The sequence below is a fragment of the Pseudomonas sp. IT-P12 genome, assembly GCF_949767465.1.
GTDB lineage: Bacteria > Pseudomonadota > Gammaproteobacteria > Pseudomonadales > Pseudomonadaceae > Aquipseudomonas.
Genome location: NZ_CATKPY010000024.1, coordinates 319,806 through 335,262 on the forward strand (window position 1 = coordinate 319,806; position 15,457 = coordinate 335,262).

A 15,457-nucleotide genomic window follows, 5' to 3' on the forward strand; every position below is an offset into this window, starting at 1 on the left:
AGCGAAGCTGGTAGACTCCGCCGCCATTATGATTCGACTTCAGAACCTGACTTTACAGCGTGGCCCGCAACGTCTGCTAGAAGACGCCGAGCTGACCCTGCACGCCGGCCAGAAAGCCGGCCTCATCGGTGCCAATGGCGCCGGCAAATCGAGCCTGTTCGCCTTGCTTCGGGGTGAGCTGCACCCGGACTCGGGTGATTGCTTCCTGCCGGCCGACTGGCGTATCGCCCACATGCGCCAGGAGGTCGATACGCTCGAGCGCCTGGCGGTCGACTACGTGCTCGATGGCGACCTGCGCCTGCGTCAGGTGCAACGCGACCTGGCCGCCGCCGAGGCAGCCCATGACGGTGCCGCCCAGGCACGCCTGCACGCGGAGCTCGACAGCGCCGACGGCTATACCGCCGATGCCCGTGCCCGCAAGTTGCTGGCCGGGCTTGGGTTCACCAATGAGCAGATGGATCGCCAGGTCGGCGACTTCTCCGGTGGCTGGCGAATGCGCCTGAACCTGGCGCAGGCGCTGATGTGTCCTTCGGACCTGCTGCTGCTCGACGAACCGACCAACCACCTGGACCTCGACGCCATCATCTGGCTCGAAGAGTGGCTCAAAAGCTACCCCGGCACCCTGTTGCTGATTTCCCACGACCGGGATTTCCTCGATGCGGTTGTCGACCACGTGGCCCACGTCGATCAGCGCAAGATCACCCTGTACCGCGGTGGCTACAGCGCCTTCGAACGCGCCCGTGCCGAGCGTCTGGCCCAGCAGCAACAGGCCTACGAGAAGCAGCAGGCGCAACGTGCGCACATGGAAAGCTACATCGCTCGCTTCAAGGCCCAGGCCACCAAGGCCCGTCAGGCTCAGAGCCGGATCAAGGCGCTGGAGCGGATGGAGGAGTTGTCTGCCGCCCACGTCGATTCGCCATTCGATTTCGTGTTCCGCGAGTCGACGAAGATCTCCAGCCCGTTGATCGACCTGTCCGATGCCCGTTTGGGCTACGGCGACAAAGCCGTGCTGGAGAAGGTCAAGTTGCAGCTGACCCCTGGCGCGCGCATCGGTTTGCTCGGCCCCAACGGTGCCGGTAAATCGACCCTGATCAAAAACCTGGCGGGTGAGTTGTCACCGCTGGCCGGTCGGCTGACCCGCGGCGAGAACACGGTAGTCGGCTATTTCGCCCAGCATCAGCTCGACTCCCTGGACTCCAAGGCCAGCCCGTTGCTGCACTTGCAGCGCCTGGCACCGACCGAGCGCGAGCAGACCCTGCGCGACTTCCTCGGCGGTTTCGACTTCCGTGGTGCACGGATCGACGAGCCGGTGCTGAACTTCTCCGGTGGCGAAAAGGCGCGTCTGGCCCTGGCGTTGATCGCCTGGGAGCGGCCGAACCTGTTGCTGCTCGACGAGCCGACCAACCACCTTGACCTGGAAATGCGCCTGGCGCTGACCATGGCTTTGCAGGAATTCAGTGGCGCGGTGCTGGTGGTTTCCCACGATCGCCATCTGCTCAAGAGCACGACCGATAATTTCTATCTGGTGGCGGACGGCAAGGTCGAGGAGTTCGACGGCGACCTGGAGGACTATGCCCGCTGGCTGGTCGATTTCCGGCAGCGCAATGCCCCGGTCAGCAACTCGCCGACCAACCCGGACAAGACCGACAAGAAGGCCCAGCGTCAGGCTGCCGCCGCGTTGCGCCAGCAACTGGCGCCGCACAAGCGCGAAGCGGAAAAACTCGAGACTGAACTGGGCAAGCTGCACGAGAAGCTGGCGAAGGTCGATGCCAGTCTCGGCGACAGCGACATTTACGAACCGGCGCGCAAGAACGACCTGCGCGATCTGCTGGCTGAGCAAGCGAAGCTGAAGGTGCGTGAAGCCGAACTGGAAGAGGCCTGGATGCAAGCCCTGGAATTGCTTGAAAGCATGCAGGCGGAGCTGGAGGCGCTGTCCTGATGGAAGCGTTTACCCTGCCGGTGCCGCCTGCCTGGGTCCAGCCGATCTGGTTCGTGGTGCAAATACTGCTGATCCTCCTGGCCGGTTATCTTGCCCAGCGCTTCGTCGCCAAATGCCTGACCCGCCTGGGCGAGCGTTATCCGCTGCCCCCGCAGTTGCTCATGCCGCTGCGCGGTGGCCTGCGCTGGTTGATCATGGGCAGTGCGCTGCTGTTCGTGCTGGAACGCCTTGGCGTCTCGGCGACGGTGCTCTGGACCGCACTGTCCGGGTTCGTCGCGGTGGCGGCGGTGGCGTTTTTCGCCATGTGGAGCGTGTTGTCGAACCTGCTCTGCGCGATCCTGATCTTCACCGTCGGGCCGTTCCGTATCGGTGACATCGTCGAGCTGGTGGACACCACCGACAAGCCTGGCGTCAAAGGCCGGGTGGTGGCGATCAACCTGCTCTACACCACGTTGATCGAAGCCGAGGAGCTCGGCACCGGCGGTGCCATGGTGCAGGTGCCCAACAGCCTGTTCTTCCAGCGTTCGGTGCGGCGTTGGCGGGGAAGTGATGTGTTCCCTTCCAGCGGGTTTGAGAAGTAAGGCCTGCGTTGCCCGACGGATCGCCATCGCCAGCGAAGGGCCTACGACGTTGCAACATCCCGAAAAAATCAATGGTCATTGGCTCCAAGCCGCATTAGCTTAGACATCTGTCACGAGTCCGAGTCGAGGTGTGCGATGGAGCTTCAAACATGGCTGGCGTTTTTTGCCGCCTGCTGGGTGATCAGCCTGTCTCCCGGTGCCGGCGCTATTGCGTCGATGTCCAGTGGTCTGCAATACGGGTTCTGGCGCGGTTACTGGAATGCCCTGGGCCTGCAATTGGGGCTCGCGGTGCAGATCGCGATTGTCGGCGCCGGCGTTGGCGCGATTCTGACGGCCTCGGCCACCGCGTTTTACGCGATCAAGTGGTTCGGCGTGGCGTATCTGGTTTACCTGGCGATCAAGCAATGGCGTGCGCTGCCCAGCGACATGAGCGACGACGCTGCGGTGCGTCAGATCGGCAAGCCGATGGCCCTGGTGTTCCGTGGTTTCCTGGTGAACATCAGCAACCCCAAGGCCCTGGTGTTCATGCTGGCGGTGTTGCCGCAGTTCATCGACCCCCATGCGCCGCTGCTGGTTCAGTACCTGGTCATCGGTCTGACCATGATCTGTGTCGATCTGGTCGTCATGGCCGGTTACACCGGACTGGCGTCGAAAGTGCTGCGCCTGTTGCGCACGCCCAAACAGCAAAAACGTATGAACCGTACGTTTGCCGGCTTGTTCATCGGGGCCGCGGCGTTCATGGCGACCTTGCGCAAAGCCGCGGTATAAATCGCTCGTGCAAAAAAAAGGCGACCCGTTCGGGTCGCCTTTTTTCGTTTCGGGATCAGCGCAGAATCATGGGCGCCGTATCCGCCGGCAGGTTGTTGCGCAGCGGAGCCTTGCCTGGCTGCACGTTGCCGTCACCGCCGAGCTGTTGGCTCAGTTGCGCCGCCACGTCTTCACCCAGCGCCTTGGACACTTCACGCACCACACGCGGGCGGTTCAGCGAGACACGCACGTCGCGGTGGTTCACCAGTTTGGTGTCCTGGCCTTCGCCCATCGCCGTGAAGGCCGAGGTGATCTCGAAGGTGCGTGTGTTGATCAGGCTGAAATCCGCCACCAGGGTCAACGCCAGGATCGCCGAGTAGCTGTCGGTATTGGCCAGCTCGGTGACGTCCTTGTTGAAATCAATGTCCGACACGGTGCCGAACAGGACGTAGTCGGCGCCTTTGAAGTTGCCGGCCTTGATCCGTTTGATCACGTCATACACATCGCCCTTGGACGAGGCGGTGTAGGGCGTGCCCTGCACCAGCTGGAACATGCCGGTGCGCAGGATCTCGCCCTTGATGTCGCCGGTGAATTTACGCAGTTCACCCTGTTCGATGTAGCTGCTGGTGGCTTCGATTTCGTTGTAGCTCGAAGCACCACTGGCGCTGTAACGGTTGGCCTGGAAGTTGTTCTGTGCCGAAACGATGTGGATGTACTGCTCCACGCGCTCCTGGTACGCCAGGTCTGTCACCGCGACTTTCGGCGCCGCTTGCGCGCTGAATGCGCAAGCCAGGGCCATCATGCCAATCCATGCGCGCATTGATTAACGCTCCGTGGTCTTGCGGATCTCTTTCTCGTCCATCCACTCGGCCAGACCGCTTTCAACGTCGATCAATTGCAGGCTGAATTTGTAGAAGACGTCCTTATAGTCGCTGCTGCGCTTGACGATCGAGCTGATCGAACCTTCGAGGCGATATTTGGCGGCGACCATGTTGCCGGTCTTGGCCACGGTGGATTTCTTGTACAGACCGCTCTGGTTCTGCAGTTTCAACTGGTCAACCTGGCTCTGCATCTGGGTGTTGTCGCTGGCAAAACGGGCGGTGCCGGATTTCATCAGTTGAGTCTTGATGCTGGTGGTGATCTCGCGGGTATCGATGTACTCGCTGGTCTTGTTCTTCACGTCGTAGACCTGAACCACCGGACGGCCCTGCAGGATGCCGGACTGGGCGAGGGAGCGGGTCATGGATTCGGCGATCATCTGCAGGTCGGTCGAACCGAACTCGTTGGTCACGGTTTCCACGGCCTTGGTGTCGCCGTAGCTGATGTTCTTGCTGCCCAGGGTCGGCGAAGTGTTGGCGCAACCGCTGGCCAGGAGGGCGATGACGGCGATGAAGGAAAAGCGTGCAAACATGGGAATGCTCTCTGGAACTGAACGAAAGGGGGATTAAGGCGTTTTGATTTCCAGGCGGAAATCCACGGCTTTGGGCGTTGGCGCGATGGCCTGGACGAAACTGGTCTGTTCGCCATACATCAACTGGCTTTTCCAGGTGTCCTCTTCGCCAATCGGGAAGCCTTCAGGGCCGAGCCAGGCAAAGCGGTAGTAGAAGGTCTTGTTGCTGTAGCTGGTGTTGCTCAGCTGCACATTGACCGTCATGAAGCCGTTTTCCCGGGCGACGCGCATGGCGCCCACCACGATGTTCTTCAGCTTGCCCATGGCTACGACCTTGCTGGCGGCGCTGCCAGGCTCCGGTGGCGGTGGTGTGGCGCAACCGGCCAGCAAGGCCAGGGCAGCGACGGCGATCAGTTTGAAACGCATGTAAAGACTCCGTTCTTAAGGTTGTTTGAGGCTGGCCACGGCCGTCGGGTTGGCGCTCGGGATGACGTGAGCGGCCACGCCGCTGGCGAACACCTGGCTGCCCACGGCACGCAGGCTGATGACCTGATAGCGCTGATCCACGGTGATCTTGACCACCGAGCCGCCGACCGCACTCGGCAGCGTGACCTGGTGCTCGCCTTTCTTCAGGCGCAGGCGCACCACCTGGGTGTTGTCCGGCAGGGTGCGCCAGGTACGGGTATCGGCACCTTCGAGCACGGCTGAAGTGATACCGACTGCCAGGCCCGCGAGCGGGTTGGTCTCGTTGATCTGCTTTTGCGCCACGCCACGGGTCACGGCACGCACGGTAGTGCGTACGATGATGCCCGGCATGTCGTCGCGCAGCGCGCGGCGGGACATGGCGGTGGTGCTGTTGAGGAGTGTCAGGTTCAGTTGCTGACCGTTCACGCCGATCTGGGCGAACGGGGTGGTGGAGGTGTCAGGCTTGATGATCGGGAACGACAGCGGGGTGATCACCACGTTGCCGCTGATCGGCAGGGGCAGGGGCACGCGGATCGAGTCCCGGGCCGGCGCCAGGCCGCTTTGCACGACGATCAGGATGTCGCTGTCCTCATCCTTGGCACTTTTCTTGTCGAGGTCCTTCAGGGCCTGTTCCAGCAGCGGGGTGTTCGGGCGCAGTTCGGCGGCCTTGCGATAGCCCGGCGCGGCCAGGTCCTTTTCGCCCAGGGCTTCGTAGACGAACCCGGCCAGGTAGTGGCTGAACGCACTCTGGTAGCTGTTTTTCAAGCCGACGACTTCCGGCGCATCGAGGCTGGCGACCGGGTAACCCTGCAGGTCCTTGTATTCGGTCTTGATGCCTTCTTTCTCGGCTTCCTCTTCGCTCTTGAGGTATTCCTTGTCGCGCAGATCGGCGATCACCGCTTCACGCTCGTGGGTTTTCTTGATTGCGGTGCGTGCGCCGTCGAAGTCGTTCACCGCCAGCAGGTTCAGGGCCATCTGTGTGGTCAGCATGACCTTTTCGTAGTCATAGCCCTCGTAGCGACGAACCTTGTCGTTGACCAGGAAGCTGCCGAACTGAGCGAGGTATTTGCCGGTATCGAGCTTGACCGCGTCTTCCCACTGGCCAACCACGACGTCAGCGCTGCCCCAGGCGTTCTGGCTGCCGGACAGGTCGCCCTTGGCACGCAGCAGTTCACCTTTCTCGAAGTAGTAGAGCAGGTCCTTGTCATCACCCGTGTTGTTCTTTTCCAGCAGGGTCAGTGCGGCGTCGACATTGCCGGAAGCCAGTTGCTGGTTGGTTTGCGCGAGTTCGGAATCGTAATTGCGAAACACCGAACAGCCGGAGAGCAAGGTGACAGCGCCGAGCGCGATCAAGGTAAGGGCGCGGGAGGCCATGGATACTTCTTCCCTGAATGTAGCAGCCGTGGTTGCCGGTCTGGCTGTTGAGACCTATTGGCGCAGACTGGCGTCCTGCCAATTCCCCCTGAAGCGGGGAGCTTGAATGGCCTGTCGATCAATAACAGGCGCGGCATTATAAACAGGGATGATGGCTTCGTAATGGCTTTTTAATCCCTGTTCTCCAGAAAGTGCCATCACCCAGTGGAAACCTCGGACGATTTCCGTGGCACGCGTTTCACAACAAAGCTTGAGTGAAAGGCTTTCGAAGTGAACAATGTGTTACTTCGTATTTCCAGTTGAGATTCATTCATGACTGCCCCGTCCCGTTTCCTGGCCTGGCTGGCGATGCCGCTGGTTGCCTTGTGCAGTTTCAATCTGCTGGCCGACACCGTGGAAGGTGCGCCGCAGGCCCTGCACCTACTCGATTACATTGGCGCGGATTACCCGCAGTCGGTCGAGGCGGGTCACGTTATCAACGAATCCGAATACCGCGAACAACTGGAATTTGCCAAGGTGTTGCAGGGGCTGGTCGCGGCGATGCCGGACAAGCCGGAGAAAGCCGGGCTCGAGCAGGGCGTCAGCGCGCTGCACAGCGCCATTGCCACACGTCAGGACGGAGCGGAGATTGCACGTCAGGCCAGGCAGCTGGGTGCGAAGTTGGCCGTGACCTATGAGGTGAGCCAGGCGCCGATCATTACACCGGACCCGACCCGTGGGGCACCGCTGTATGCCCAGCACTGTTCGGTCTGCCATGGCGATGCCGGTGCCGGCGATGGCCCGGCCGGTGTCGGCCTGACACCGCCGCCGGCCAATCTGCGCGATGCCGCGCGACTGGATCGGCTGAGCCTGTACGCGATCTACAACACCCTGGGGATGGGCGTCGAAGGCACTGACATGCCAGCCTTCGCCGATCAGTTGGACGACCGTCAGCGCTGGGACCTGGCGACCTACATCGCCAGTTTCAGCGCCGACCCGGCGACCGCAACCCGCGAAAAAACCTACGATATCGCCGAACTGGCCCGCCAGACCCCGGCTGAGGTGCTGGCCGCCGAAGGCCCGCAAGCGGCCGCAGCCTTCCGTGCCCAGCGTGCGCAGCCGTCCCAGGTCAAGCGTGGCCCGGGGCAACTGCTCGACTACACCGCGACCACCCTGGACAAGAGCCTCGCCGCCTATCGCGGCGGTGATCATGATCAGGCCTACGACCTGTCGGTGGCAGCGTACCTGGAAGGTTTCGAACTGGTCGAAAGCTCCCTCGACAACGTCGACGCCACCGTGCGCAAGGACACTGAAAAATCCCTGATGGCTTACCGTCAGTCGTTGCAGGACGGCTTGCCGGTGGCTGAGGTCCAGCAGCGCCTGGACGCGGCCAAGGTCAAGCTGAAGGAGTCTGCCGGCCTGCTGGGCGGCGATGGCCTGAGCTGGTCCCTGAGCTACATCTCCGGTCTGTTGATTCTGTTGCGCGAGGGCCTGGAAGCGATCCTGGTGCTGGCGGCAATCCTCGCGTTTCTGCGCAATACCGGCCAGCAGTCGGCGGTGCGCAGCGTCAATGTCGGCTGGGGCCTGGCGCTGCTGGCTGGACTGGGAACCTGGGCGCTGGCGGCCTACGTCATCGATGTCAGCGGTTCGCAACGTGAGCTGCTGGAAGGCGCCACGGCGTTGTTTGCGGCCGTCATGGTGCTTTGGCTCGGCGTGTGGATGCACGACCGTCGCCACGCGGCCGCCTGGCAGGACTACATCAAGAGCAGCCTGGTGGGCGGCGGCGGGCGTTTCGGTTTTGCCACGCTGGCGTTTTTCTCGGTGTATCGCGAGTTGTTCGAAGTGATCCTGTTCTACGAGACCCTGTGGCTGCAGGCCGGGCCGGCGGGACACAACGCGGTGCTGGCCGGTGGTGCGACGGCACTGGTGCTGCTGGTGGGCCTGGCGTGGGTGATCCTGCGCGGTTCGGCGAGGCTGCCGTTGTCGTTGTTCTTCAGCATCAACGCCGCGTTGCTGTGTGCGCTGTCGGTGGTGTTTGCCGGGCATGGCGTGAAGGCGTTGCAGGAAGCCGGGATCTTCGGCACGCGGCCGGTGCCGTTCTTCGAGTTCGACTGGCTGGGTATCCATGCCGATGCCTATTCGCTGAGTGCCCAGGCGGTGGCGATCATTGCGATCATCCTGCTGTATGGGCGCAGCTGGCTGGCGGAGAAACGGCGGGTGCAGGTTTCCTGACCGGCATCGCTGCGCTCATCGGCGCGGAAAAGTCGAAGCGTTCGACGGAGGAAAAGAATCATGCGCGTATGGATCGATGCCGATGCCTGCCCCCGGCCGGCCCGGGACCTGGTGGTGAAATTCGCCCTGAAGCGCCAGTTCAAGGTGGTGATGGTGGCGGGACAGCCACAGATCAAGCCTGCTCTGGCGCTGGTGAAGCTGATCGTGGTGCCAAGTGGCCCGGACGCCGCCGACGACTACCTGGTGGAACACGCCGAACCCGGTGAACTGGTGATTTGCAGCGATGTGCCGCTGGCCGATCGGCTGGTGAAGAAGGGCGTGTCGGCGCTGGATCCGCGAGGCAAGGAGTTCGACGCGCAGAACATGGGCGATCGACTGGCGGTGCGCAACCTGTTCACCGATCTGCGTGAGCAGGGGCAGATGAGCGGCGGGCCGGCGCCCTATGGCGATCGCGAGAAGCAGGCATTTGCCAATGCGCTGGATCGGATCCTGACCCGCCTCTCTCGCGAACCCTGATCACTGTCCTGACGGTGGGGGCGAGCCTGCTGGCGAAGGGGCCGTGTCAGTCGATACGAGTGTCGCCTGGTTCACCGCCATCGCGAGCCGGCTCGCTCCCACCCTCAGTGCCTTGTCAGGCGTCGTTTTCGTGGGTCAGTTCGAGCACGCGGTCGATCAGCTTGTTGATGCCTGACGCCGCCTCGCTGATCGATTGCGCCAGCATGTACGCCGGCGTGGTCACCAGTTTTCGCGCCTTGTCCTCGATGATGTCGGTCACCGCGCAGTCAGTGTGCGTGGCGCCCATCTTGTTCATGGCGGCGGCGGTATCGGCGTCGTTGCCGATGGTGCAGGCGACGCCCGGGCCGTAGATCTTTGCCGCCAGGGCCGGCGAAATGCAGATCAACCCAACCGGTTTGCCGGCTTCGGCAAAGGCTTCGGCCAGCGCCAGCACTTGTGGTTGAACCGTGCAGCCGGCGCCTTCGATGGCGAAGTTCGACAGGTTCTTGGCCACGCCGAAGCCACCCGGCACGATCAGCGCATCGAAGTCTTCGACGTCGGCTTCGCGGATATCCTTGACGTCGCCCCGGGCGATCCGCGCCGATTCCACCAGGACGTTGCGCGACTCGGGCATCTCTTCACCGGTCAGGTGATTGAGCACATGCAACTGCGCGATGTTGGGGGCGAAACACTGTACTTGAGCGCCGCGCTGGTCCAGGCGCAGCAAGGTGATCACGCTTTCCTGAATTTCGGCGCCGTCGTACACGCCACAACCGGAAAGGATCACTGCAACTTTTTTGCTCATGGGCTTTTCTCCTGATTCATGGCGTTAAATGTCCACTAATTTGTCATTCGTTGCCATAGGGTTAATTCACGGCTACACCTAGGATCTGTCCCAAAGATTCCGATCAGGGCGCGTCATGGACTTCATTCTGTATGCGGTGCCGTTCTTCTTTGTGCTGATTGCCTTCGAGCTGCTGGCCGACCGCTGGCGCGGGATGAGCAATTATCGGGTCGCCGATGCCATCAACAGCATCAGCACCGGCGTGCTGTCCACCACCACCGGGCTGCTGACCAAGGGCGTGGGGCTGTTGACCTATGCGTTCGCCCTCAAGCACCTGGCACTGTTCGAACTGTCGGCGGACCGCGCCTGGGTCTGGGTGTTCGCCTTCGTGCTCTACGATTTTTGTTACTACTGGCTGCATCGCCTGGGGCACGAACGCAACATCCTCTGGGCGGCGCACTCTGTGCATCACCAGAGCGAGGACTACAACCTCTCCACGGCGTTGCGCCAGACCAGCACCGGTTTCCTGCTGAGCTGGATCTTCTACCTGCCGATGGCGGTGCTGGGCGTGCCGCTGCTGGTGTTCGTCAGCGTTGCGGCGCTTAACCTGCTGTATCAGTTCTGGGTGCATACCCGGCATATTCCCAAGCTTGGCTGGTTCGAGTGGTTTTTCGTCACGCCTTCCAATCATCGTGCCCACCATGCGCAGAACGCTCTCTACATGGATCGCAACTACGGCGGGGTGTTCATTATTTGGGATCGCCTGTTCGGTTCGTTCCAGGAGGAGGACGACAACGAGCCGGTGATTTTCGGGGTGACCACGCCGCTGGCGAGCTGGAATCCGCTGTGGGCGAACGTGCAGTTTTATGTGCAGCTCTGGGATGACGCGCGCCGGGCGCAAAGCCCCTGGGACAAGCTGCGGATCTGGTTCATGCGCACCGGTTGGCGACCGGCCGACGTGGCGGCGAAGTACCCGATGAACAAGCCGGACCTGAGCCAGTTCCGCAAGTTCGAGGTGCCGCTGGACGCACGTCAGCAGATCTACATCGTGTTGCAGTTTGGCGCCTACATCGCGCTGGGCAGTTACCTGATGAACGCCGAACCGCGCCTGTCGACTGCGGCGCTGGTGCTCGGCTGGAGCGCGGTGGCGTTGGGCTTGTTCACGCTGGGCGTGGCCCTGGAGAATCGCCCGTGGGCGTTGAAGCTGGAGTGGCTGCGGCTGGTGTCGAACGTGCCGCTGGTGTGGCTGGCGCCGGTGGTCGGGCTGTGGCCGGCCAGTGCCGTGGGCTGGATCGGCCTGCTGAGCTACAGCCTGCTCAGCGCCATCGGTCTCTACTGCTGCAGAAACCGCTTCACTCGCCTGGTGTCTTGACCTCGGCGGCCTTGGCCTGTTCGGCTTTCAGGGCCTGCTCCTCGGCATAGACCTGCCTGGCCAGGCGTGCATTCTTGAAGCGCCGGCGCAGCCACAGGCCCAGTCCCAGCACCAGCAGGGCGCCAAGCACCCACAACTCGTATTTCTTGATGCTGCCCAGCATGCCTTCGAGCACCGCGCCGAAGTGATAGGCGGCAGCGGCCAAGGCGGTCGCCCAGATCGCCGCGCCAATCCCGTTGAGCAGCAGGTAGCGGCCTGGTGGATAGCCGGAAAGGCCGATGGCCACGGGCATGACCGTGCGCAGGCCGTAGACGAAGCGGAAACTCAACACCCAGATGTCCGGGTGCTTGCGAATGTGTTCCAGCGCCCGGTCGCCCATCATTTGCCAGCGTGGCTTGCGCGCCAGCAACTTGCGGCCATGCTTGCGTCCCATGAAGTACCACAGCTGATCGCCGGCATAACTGCCGAAGAACGCCACGACCACCACCAGGTTGATGTCCATGTATCCACGGAACGCGAGGAAGCCTGCGAGGACCAGGATGGTTTCGCCTTCGAAGAATGTGCCGATAAACAGGGCAAAGTAGCCGAAGTCATGCAGAAATTGTTGGAGCATTGTCTGGGTGCTGGCGAAATGAACGCGCAGCCTACCCCTTCGCACACATTCATGAAAGTGTCCAAATGTGTCTCGACGTGAACAATTCCTACAAGGACAATGGAATGCGACTACCTGTCGCAGGGATGCACACAACTGTCATACGTTGGTCATAATGGCCGCTTATAACTGTCACGCTCGCCCGTCAGCGCGGGCTCAGGAGTCTGCCGTGAGCTTTACCCCCGCCAATCGCTTGTTTCCTGCCACCCGTCTGCGTCGTAACCGTCGTGATGATTTTTCGCGCCGTCTGGTTCGTGAAAATGTCCTGACCACGAATGACCTGATCCTGCCGGTCTTTGTGCTGGACGGTGAAAACCGTCGGGAAGCGGTGGCCTCGATGCCAGGCGTGGAGCGCCTGACCATCGACCTGTTGCTGGAAGAAGCGGCCGGTTGGGTGGAGCTGGGGATTCCGGCCGTGGCGCTGTTCCCGGTCACGCCGTCCGAACTCAAATCCCTGGACGCGGCTGAAGCCTGGAACCCCGAAGGCATTGCGCAGCGCGCCACCCGCGCCTTGCGTGCACAGTTCCCCGAGCTGGGGGTGATCACCGACGTGGCACTGGACCCGTTCACCACCCACGGCCAGGACGGCATCCTCGACGAAGAAGGCTATGTGCAGAACGACATCACCGTCGACGCACTGGTCAGGCAGGCCCTGTCCCACGCCGAAGCCGGCGCGCAGGTGGTGGCGCCGTCGGACATGATGGATGGCCGTGTCCAGGCGATCCGCGAAGCCCTCGAAGTGGCCGGGCACGTCAATGTGCGGATCATGGCCTACTCGGCGAAGTACGCCAGCGCCTATTACGGCCCGTTCCGCGATGCGGTGGGTTCGGCGCTGAACCTGGGCAAGGCCAACAAGGCCTCCTACCAGATGGACCCGGCCAACGGCAACGAAGCCCTGCACGAAGTGGCGGCGGACCTGGCCGAGGGTGCGGACATGGTCATGGTGAAACCGGGCATGCCGTACCTGGACATCCTTTATCGGGTCAAAGAAGAATTCAAAGTGCCGACCTTCGTTTATCAGGTCAGCGGTGAATACGCCATGCACATGGCGGCGATCCAGAATGGCTGGTTGAGCGAAGGGGTGATTCTTGAATCCCTGACCGCCTTTAAACGTGCAGGGGCTGATGGCATCCTGACGTACTTTGCCGTTCGTGCTGCTCAATTGCTACGAGAGCAACCATAGCCCTCCCAGGAACATTCCATGAATACCGAAGGACTCACTGAAGTTGCCGTAAACGAGGCTCTACCCGTGGTGGAGCAACTCGACGAGACCCCGCCGGAGCTGGAGCCTGCTCCCCCGGCGGTGGTGGCCGAGCCCGTTGTGGCGGCCCCGCCGATTGCCATTCCCGGCCTGGATGACAGCAGCCTGTACATCCACCGCGAACTCTCGCAACTGCAGTTCAACATCCGCGTGCTGGAACAGGCGCTGGACGAGTCCTATCCGTTGCTGGAGCGGCTGAAGTTCCTGTTGATCTTCTCCAGCAACCTGGACGAGTTCTTCGAAATTCGCGTAGCCGGCCTGAAGAAGCAGATTACCTTCGCCCGTGAGCAGGCGGGCGCCGACGGCCTGCAACCGCATCAGGCCCTGGCCCGGATCAGCGAGCTGGTACACGGTCACGTCGACCGCCAGTACGCGATCCTCAACGATATTCTGCTGCCGGAACTGGAAAAGCATCAGGTCCGCTTCATCCGTCGCCGTCACTGGACGACCAAGATCAAGACCTGGGTCCGCCGCTTCTTCCGCGACGAGATCGCCCCGATCATCACCCCGATCGGCCTCGACCCGACGCACCCGTTCCCGCTGCTGGTGAACAAGAGCCTGAACTTCATCGTCGAGCTGGAAGGCATCGATGCGTTCGGGCGCGATTCCGGTCTGGCGATCATCCCGGCCCCGCGCTTGCTGCCGCGGATCATCAAGGTGCCGGAAGAAGTCGGCGGCGCGGGCGACAACTACGTGTTCCTGTCGTCGATGATCCATGCGCACGCCGATGACCTGTTCCAGGGCATGAAGGTCAAGGGCTGCTATCAGTTCCGCCTGACCCGCAACGCCGACCTGGCGCTGGATTCCGAAGACGTGGAAGACCTGGCCCGCGCCCTGCGCGGCGAATTGTTCTCCCGTCGCTACGGTGACGCGGTGCGGCTGGAAGTGGCCGATACCTGCCCGAAACACCTGTCCGACTACCTGCTCAAGCAGTTCAACCTGAGCGAGACCGAGCTGTATCAGGTCAACGGTCCGGTGAACCTGACGCGCCTGTTCAGCATCACCGGCCTCGACAGCCAGCGCGAGCTGCAATACCTGCCGTTCACGCCGCAGATCCCGAAACTGTTGCAAAACAGCGAGAACATCTTCAGCGTGATCAGCAAGCAGGACATCCTGTTGTTGCACCCGTTCGAGTCGTTCACGCCGGTGGTCGACCTGCTGCGTCAGGCGGCGAAAGACCCCCACGTGCTCGCCGTGCGCCAGACCCTCTATCGCTCCGGCGCCAACTCCGAAATCGTCGATGCGCTGGTGGATGCCGCGCGTAACGGCAAGGAAGTCACGGCGGTGATCGAGTTGCGGGCGCGGTTCGATGAAGAGTCCAACCTGCAACTGGCCAGCCGCCTGCAAGCGGCCGGTGCGGTGGTGATCTACGGGGTGGTCGGCTTCAAGACCCACGCCAAGATGATGCTGATCCTGCGCCGCGAAGCCGGTGAGATCGTGCGTTATGCGCACTTGGGCACGGGTAACTACCACGCCGGCAACGCCCGCCTGTACACCGACTACAGCCTGCTGACCTCCGATGACGCCTTGTGCGAAGACGTCGGCAAATTGTTCAGCCAGCTGATCGGCATGGGCAAGACCCTGCGCATGAAGAAGTTGCTGCATGCGCCGTTCACGTTGAAGAAGGGCATGCTCGACATGATTGCCCGGGAGACGCAATTCGCCCTCGACGGCAAGCCGGCGCACATCATCGCCAAGTTCAACTCGCTGACCGATCCGAAGATCATCCGCGCGCTGTACAAGGCCAGCCAGTCCGGTGTGCGTATCGACCTGGTGGTGCGTGGCATGTGCTGCCTGCGTCCGGGCATCGCCGGCGTCTCGCACAACATTCACGTGCGCTCGATCATCGGCCGCTTCCTGGAACACACCCGGATCTTCTACTTCCTCAATGGCGGTGAAGAGCAGATGTTCCTGTCCAGCGCCGACTGGATGGAGCGCAACCTCGACAAGCGCGTCGAGACCTGCTTCCCGGTGGAAGGCAAGAAGCTGATCATGCGGGTCAAGAAAGAGCTGGAGTTGTACCTGACCGACAACACCCACAGCTGGAGCCTGCAGGCGGACGGTCGCTACATCCGCAACACGCCGACCGGCAACCAGAACCCGCGCAGTGCGCAGGCGACCTTGCTGGAGCGGTTGGGCAGCCCGATTCTGCCGGTCAGCAGCTGACCTGCGGCGGGAATGAAAAA

At 62.2% G+C, this 15,457-nt stretch carries 14 protein-coding genes; 8 read left to right on the top strand and 6 right to left on the bottom strand.

The features are described from left to right. The first annotated feature begins 28 nt into the window (after positions 1-28). The 3 genes from ACM6IM_RS22390 (at position 29) to ACM6IM_RS22400 (ending at position 3,288) form a co-directional block, all read left to right on the top strand. Positions 29-1,939, top strand: a complete 1,911-nt coding sequence (locus ACM6IM_RS22390; protein ID WP_414866333.1) for an ATP-binding cassette domain-containing protein — start codon at positions 29-31, stop codon at positions 1,937-1,939. Continuing rightward, a complete protein-coding gene (locus tag ACM6IM_RS22395) occupies positions 1,939-2,520 on the top strand; it encodes a mechanosensitive ion channel domain-containing protein (protein ID WP_414866334.1) in 582 nt (193 codons plus the stop codon). The genes ACM6IM_RS22390 and ACM6IM_RS22395 overlap by 1 nt, the downstream gene beginning before the upstream one ends. Positions 2,521-2,655: 135 nt before the next feature. Further along, the gene (locus tag ACM6IM_RS22400; protein ID WP_192307067.1) at positions 2,656-3,288 is read left to right on the top strand and encodes a LysE family transporter; all 633 of its coding nucleotides are present in this window, start codon (positions 2,656-2,658) and stop codon (positions 3,286-3,288) included. A 55-nt stretch (positions 3,289-3,343) separates the two neighbouring features. Here the strand turns inward: ACM6IM_RS22400 and ACM6IM_RS22405 are convergent, their stop codons facing one another. Genes ACM6IM_RS22405 through ACM6IM_RS22420 form a run of 4 tightly spaced genes read right to left on the bottom strand, consistent with a single transcriptional unit; the run spans position 3,344 to position 6,496 of the window. Further along, entirely contained in the window at positions 3,344-4,087 is a 744-nt protein-coding gene (locus ACM6IM_RS22405) for a penicillin-binding protein activator LpoB (protein WP_192307066.1), read from the bottom strand. A gap of 3 nt (positions 4,088-4,090) precedes the next feature. Then, complete coding sequence (gene lpoB / locus ACM6IM_RS22410; RefSeq protein WP_192307065.1) at positions 4,091-4,678, bottom strand: penicillin-binding protein activator LpoB; 588 nt, start codon at positions 4,676-4,678, stop codon at positions 4,091-4,093. A gap of 33 nt (positions 4,679-4,711) precedes the next feature. Next, positions 4,712-5,083, bottom strand: coding sequence for a YcfL family protein (locus ACM6IM_RS22415; RefSeq protein WP_192307064.1), 372 nt, complete (start codon positions 5,081-5,083; stop codon positions 4,712-4,714). A 15-nt stretch (positions 5,084-5,098) separates the two neighbouring features. After that, positions 5,099-6,496: a COG3014 family protein gene (locus ACM6IM_RS22420; RefSeq protein WP_201191479.1), complete on the bottom strand. Its 1,398-nt coding sequence runs from the start codon at positions 6,494-6,496 to the stop codon at positions 5,099-5,101. Positions 6,497-6,808: 312 nt separating this feature from the next. Here ACM6IM_RS22420 and ACM6IM_RS22425 point away from each other — a divergent pair, with 312 nt between their 5' ends. Further along, positions 6,809-8,707 carry an FTR1 family protein gene (locus ACM6IM_RS22425; RefSeq protein WP_414866335.1) on the top strand — a complete coding sequence of 633 codons (1,899 nt, stop codon included), beginning with the start codon at positions 6,809-6,811 and terminating at the stop codon, positions 8,705-8,707. Positions 8,708-8,767: 60 nt separating this feature from the next. Then, positions 8,768-9,223 carry a YaiI/YqxD family protein gene (locus ACM6IM_RS22430; protein ID WP_414866336.1) on the top strand — a complete coding sequence of 152 codons (456 nt, stop codon included), beginning with the start codon at positions 8,768-8,770 and terminating at the stop codon, positions 9,221-9,223. A 115-nt stretch (positions 9,224-9,338) separates the two neighbouring features. Here ACM6IM_RS22430 and elbB read toward each other — a convergent pair whose 3' ends face one another. Further along, the gene (gene elbB / locus ACM6IM_RS22435; RefSeq protein WP_192307060.1) at positions 9,339-10,007 is read right to left on the bottom strand and encodes an isoprenoid biosynthesis glyoxalase ElbB; all 669 of its coding nucleotides are present in this window, start codon (positions 10,005-10,007) and stop codon (positions 9,339-9,341) included. 115 nt (positions 10,008-10,122) lie between these two features. Here elbB and ACM6IM_RS22440 point away from each other — a divergent pair, with 115 nt between their 5' ends. After that, entirely contained in the window at positions 10,123-11,358 is a 1,236-nt protein-coding gene (locus ACM6IM_RS22440) for a sterol desaturase family protein (RefSeq protein ID WP_414866337.1), read from the top strand. On the opposite strand, the gene ACM6IM_RS22445 is transcribed toward ACM6IM_RS22440, so the two are convergent. Beyond that, positions 11,339-11,971, bottom strand: a complete 633-nt coding sequence (locus ACM6IM_RS22445) for a DedA family protein (RefSeq protein ID WP_192307058.1) — start codon at positions 11,969-11,971, stop codon at positions 11,339-11,341. The two genes, ACM6IM_RS22440 and ACM6IM_RS22445, sit on opposite strands and share 20 nt — an antisense overlap. A gap of 208 nt (positions 11,972-12,179) precedes the next feature. Between ACM6IM_RS22445 and hemB the strand changes: the two genes are divergently transcribed. Together hemB and ppk1 are read left to right on the top strand one after the other, a co-directional pair. After that, the gene (gene hemB, locus ACM6IM_RS22450; RefSeq protein ID WP_192307057.1) at positions 12,180-13,193 is read left to right on the top strand and encodes a porphobilinogen synthase; all 1,014 of its coding nucleotides are present in this window, start codon (positions 12,180-12,182) and stop codon (positions 13,191-13,193) included. An 18-nt stretch (positions 13,194-13,211) separates the two neighbouring features. Next, complete coding sequence (ppk1, locus tag ACM6IM_RS22455) at positions 13,212-15,437, top strand: polyphosphate kinase 1 (protein WP_414866338.1); 2,226 nt, start codon at positions 13,212-13,214, stop codon at positions 15,435-15,437. The last annotated feature ends 20 nt before the right edge of the window (positions 15,438-15,457 follow it).